Origin of the sequence: Psychromonas sp. Urea-02u-13 (assembly GCF_002835995.1) — a bacterium.
Lineage (GTDB): Bacteria > Pseudomonadota > Gammaproteobacteria > Enterobacterales > Psychromonadaceae > Psychromonas.
Genome location: NZ_PJBZ01000181.1, coordinates 1 through 2,029, shown reverse-complemented (window position 1 = coordinate 2,029; position 2,029 = coordinate 1). Strand labels below are relative to the sequence as shown.

Below are 2,029 nucleotides of genomic sequence, written 5' to 3'. Positions count from 1 at the left end.
TATGATGAAGCCATGCAAACATAATATCATGCCCGTTAAAGACACACCTATTACTGTCGAACGCTTAAATAGGTTGTGGTTAAGTAATTAAACCATTGATTAAACGTTAAATGATTCACTTTCCTATCTCGCAATATGCCCTTTCAGCCATAGAAAACAGCCAATCGGCATCCAATCGGGGACATCCCAATCTTTTAGTTTAACCAAACAGAGATTCCCGATAAAACAATTCGGGAATGACGGGTAACACGACACAACGTGGCTGCGGGAACCCCCTTCCATTTTTCTTGCTAAGGTGTCGCTGATTTAGCAAGGGGCGACAGGATGAGCGCAGACGAACAACTTGCTATGTGGCTACGTTCAACAAGGAATTTAAACGAAACTAAAACAGTGGGTTACGTTTCGCTACACATTTTAACCCACAATTTTAGTCCGCTTAACGCGGCGTTAAATGGGTAGCGATATCAAATTCGTGTAAATTTCTACCAAATAGTCAGAAAAGAATTGCATTTAGTTTCAAGAAAGGGTGTAATCGCATGGATGTTTACATATATGTTAACTACAATAATTGAGAACGATATAGAGTGACTGAAAAACTTAAAAATAAACATGTAGGCACACATTTCACAGTGGAGCATTGCGATAAAGCCATTGACAGCTTTGAAGATGCATTAGTAAGTGTTTCTCCTCATAAAAAGAAGAAAACAGTTACCAATGCGATAATTCAGCTTATTGATCGTTTGGCAAATGGCAAGAGGATGTCTAAAGAAAATTTTCCGCAAGAGGGAAACTTACCTCAAGGCAAAGGAAAGTTTAATGCTTTTAAGAAAATACCAGTTAGAGCTTATTGTTGGTTATCGACTAAACATCCAAATACGTACTTTATCAGCCACTACACTTATAAAGATAAGCAGAAGCTAGATAAAAGAGATATCGATAAAGTACATGCAAATTGGAATAGCAAGGAGAAATAATTATGAGTGCTAAAGATATGTTTTACTCAAAAAGTAAAGACTTTAGTAATGCGGATGATAAAGCATATGCTAGAGAGGATCTTGTGTTTAATGTAACTGAAGATTTACTTCTAATGCTCGAAGATCTCTCTCTTTCAAAAGCAGAGCTTGCGCGGAGATTAGGTAAGTCCAAATCTTATGTGACACAAATATTAAGTGGATCTAGGAATATGACTTTAGGTTCTTTCTCTGATATTTGTTTTGCTTTAGGTTTTAAACCTGAAATTAAATTACCTGTTGAACCTGCTAAAATAAGTCAGAATGGATGGGTTAAATCTGGTAAGCAAACATTTACAAATAAAAATCAGCGCAAAGGAAATGCGCAGAATGTTTATCTTGCTTATGATGCTGAATGGTCAAAAAATAAGGTTGCTTGATGACTCCTGAAATACAAAAATGTGCAGATAATTTATTAATTCAATCTGTAATATTAAAAAACTTATACGTAAACCTCCGCGATGACATGGACTCTGAAGACTTTGACGATAGCTACCTTGAAAACTCTCAAGAGTTAAAAGGCCTGAGAATGTATAAAAACTTAGAAATAGAAGAAGGTAAGTGGCTATACAAATTATATACAGTTATTGGCATAAGGTTTGTATCACATGAGGACTTTGAAAATGAAGAGTCTAATGGTTCAATAGAACCAATTTTAGAGATTAAATCAGAGTTTGTAGCACAATATGAATCATCTTGTGAGTTATCAGAAGAAGAGATAAACCAATTTGGCGAACAACACGTTTTTTACCACGTTTGGCCATATTGGAGAGAAGTACTTCAATCGTCATGCGCCCGCTTAGGTATTACTCCAATATCAATCCCTCCTTTAAGAGTTTAAACCCATTTAACAAGTTGTTTAAACGCGACTAAAACAGTTGGTCATCGTTTCGCGATTATAACCAACTATTTTAGTCCGCTTAGCAATGGCCAATTCAGTGGCCAATTCAGGACACCCATAACTTCAATCATATAAAATCAATGCCCACGTTCAACTAGGTATTGCAGTTTACGGCTGT

At 36.2% G+C, this 2,029-nt stretch carries 3 protein-coding genes; all 3 read left to right on the top strand.

Going from position 1 to position 2,029, the window contains the following annotated elements:
* Positions 1-584 precede the first annotated feature (584 nt).
* Genes CXF74_RS21190 through CXF74_RS21180 form a run of 3 tightly spaced genes read left to right on the top strand, consistent with a single transcriptional unit; the run spans position 585 to position 1,851 of the window.
* On the top strand, positions 585-974 hold the full coding sequence (locus CXF74_RS21190; RefSeq protein ID WP_101084608.1) for a hypothetical protein: 390 nt from the start codon (positions 585-587) through the stop codon (positions 972-974).
* A 2-nt stretch (positions 975-976) separates the two neighbouring features.
* Positions 977-1,390, top strand: coding sequence for a helix-turn-helix domain-containing protein (locus CXF74_RS21185; RefSeq protein ID WP_101084606.1), 414 nt, complete (start codon positions 977-979; stop codon positions 1,388-1,390).
* Positions 1,390-1,851 (top strand): hypothetical protein, encoded by a 462-nt coding sequence (locus CXF74_RS21180; RefSeq protein WP_101084603.1) that lies wholly within the window; start codon positions 1,390-1,392, stop codon positions 1,849-1,851. The genes CXF74_RS21185 and CXF74_RS21180 overlap by 1 nt, the downstream gene beginning before the upstream one ends.
* The last annotated feature ends 178 nt before the right edge of the window (positions 1,852-2,029 follow it).

What these genes read in the sequence shown, in the direction of transcription:
- CXF74_RS21185 (WP_101084606.1), top strand. Translation starts at nt 977, where the DNA reads ATGAGTGCTAAAGATATGTTTTACTCAAAAAGTAAAGACTTTAGTAAT.
- CXF74_RS21180 (WP_101084603.1), top strand. Translation starts at nt 1,390, where the DNA reads ATGACTCCTGAAATACAAAAATGTGCAGATAATTTATTAATTCAATCT.